Here is a 2,132-nt window from a genome sequence, read left to right on the forward strand (position 1 = left end):
CTCGTCGATCGACCAGCGGCTCGAAGCCTTCCGGGGGAGCATCGCGCATATGCTTGAGCAGCAGGTCCGAACGGGTCACACCCAGCGCATGCGCCATTAGCAGTTCGGCATCGAGCCGCGCCGTATCGCTGGTTGCGGAAAGGCGCCCGCTTGCCTCACGGATTGCGTCGGCAACGGTCATTACCGCGACCCTCGCGCCCGTCCTTCGACAGGCTCAGGACGAACGGGTGTTGGCGGTGCGGGCGTCACAGGAACCGCTCACCCTGAGCCTGTCGAAGGGTGGCCACCACTCAGCCGAACTCACTCGCTCATCGCCGCAAGCCGCTTGGCCTCGTCCTCGGCGATCAGCGCGTCGATCAGCTCGGTCAGGCCCGTCCCCGCAAGGATTTCGGGCAGCTTGTGCAGCGTCAGGCCGATGCGATGGTCGGTCACGCGGCCTTGCGGGAAGTTATAGGTGCGGATGCGCTCTGAACGATCGCCGCTACCGACCATCGCCTTGCGCGCTTCGGCCTCGGCCCCCTGCGTCGCTTCGCGCTGCGCTTCGTAAAGCCGCGCACGCAGCACCTGCATCGCCTTCTCGCGGTTCTTGTGCTGGCTGCGCGCGTCCTGGCAGGTGACCACCGTGTTGGTCGGCAAATGCGTGATGCGCACCGCGCTATCAGTGGTGTTGACGTGCTGCCCGCCCGCGCCGCTGGCGCGATAGACGTCGATCTTGAGGTCGCCCGGATCGATCTGCACATCAACCTCGTCGGGTTCGGGAAGGACTGCCACGGTCGCGGCGCTGGTGTGGATGCGCCCGCCGCTCTCGGTCTCGGGCACGCGCTGGACGCGGTGCACACCGCTCTCGAACTTGAGCTTGGCGAAGACGCCGTTGCCGGTGACGTTGGCGACGATTTCCTTGAAGCCGCCGACCTCGCTGGCGTTCATGCTGACCGGTTCGACCTTCCAACCCTGTTCGGCGGCGAAGCGTTCATACATGCGATAGAGATCGCCCGCGAACAGTGCCGCCTCGTCCCCACCGGTCCCCGCGCGGATTTCGAGCATGGCCGGGCGGCTATCGGCAGCATCGCGCGGGAGCATGGCGATCGCCAGCTCACGCTCGGCTTCGGGCAGGCGCTGGCGCAGCCGCGCAAGCTCCTCGTCGGCCAGCGCCTTCATTTCCGGATCTTCTACCAGCAGCGCCAGTTCGGCTATCTCATGGCGAATTTCGCGCACTTCGCGCGCCACCTTGGCCACCGGTTCGAGCTCGGCATAGTCGCGGCTCGCGCGCACGAAGGCCTCGCCCTCGAGCGTGCCCGAGGCCATGCGCGCCTCGAGTTCGGCAAAGCGATGCGTGATCTGGTCGAGGCGTTCGGCGGGTATGGTCATGGGGTCGAAGGCGACAAAGGCGACTCGGTGTCGCCTTTGCAAGGAATTCCCAAACTACTGAAACTCAATGCGTTTTTTGCGCCCTTGGCGGCAAAGGCGACAGAAGGGCCGTTTTTTCGTCCTCCTTTGCCTGAACCGCACCGGCGGACGGTCCCGCGCAATAGCGAAACAGGGGGCGGGTAGGAAAGCAAATTTGGCGGCAGGACAGTTGCGACCCACTCGTCATCCCGGCCACCGAGCCGGGATCCCGCATTTCTTCGAGCACCGCGCCAAAGGAAGCGGGACCCCGGATCAAGTCCGGGGTGACATCTATTCCCTGTTCAACGCCGCGACGATCTTGCTCGTATCGCCTTCGCCCGAAATCCCATGATAGCCGCGCGCATCGACGCGCAAGATGTGTTGGGGATGTTGCTTCACGGCCTTGTCATACCGCTTCTTGGGAGACCCGGTAGCCATGATGTCGGCCACCACCCCACCGGCGCGCAAATCGGCCAGCAATTCAATGGCTGCGGCCATTCCGGCGTCATCCTCGACCAGCACCATCGCCTCCAGCTGATCGGACTTCTTCTCCCCCACCAGCATCGCCAGCCGCTCGATACCCGCGGCCCAGCCCACGGCGGGCGTAGGCGCACCGCCAAGGCTCTCCATCAGCCCATCGTAGCGACCGCCGCCGAGGATGGTGCTCTGGCTGCCGAGCTTGCCCGCCGCCTCGCTGCCTGCGTCGGGGATGAATTCGAAGGCGGTGTGGCGATAGTAGTCGAGGC

1 protein-coding gene and 2 pseudogenes are annotated in these 2,132 nt (G+C 65.3%); all 3 read right to left on the reverse strand.

Going from position 1 to position 2,132, the window contains the following annotated elements; translation table 11 throughout:
* Positions 1 to 181: pseudogene (locus tag AAFM29_RS17295) on the reverse strand (peptide chain release factor N(5)-glutamine methyltransferase); the annotation flags it as partial.
* A gap of 119 nt (positions 182 to 300) precedes the next feature.
* Positions 301 to 1,368, reverse strand: a complete 1,068-nt coding sequence (gene prfA / locus AAFM29_RS17300; protein ID WP_341713966.1) for a peptide chain release factor 1 — start codon at positions 1,366 to 1,368, stop codon at positions 301 to 303.
* Between the two features lie 309 nt (positions 1,369 to 1,677).
* A pseudogene (locus AAFM29_RS17305) lies at positions 1,678 to 2,132 on the reverse strand (histidine--tRNA ligase); the annotation flags it as partial.

It is taken from the genome of Erythrobacter sp. (genome assembly GCF_038133525.1).
Taxonomy (GTDB): Bacteria; Pseudomonadota; Alphaproteobacteria; order Sphingomonadales; family Sphingomonadaceae; genus Qipengyuania.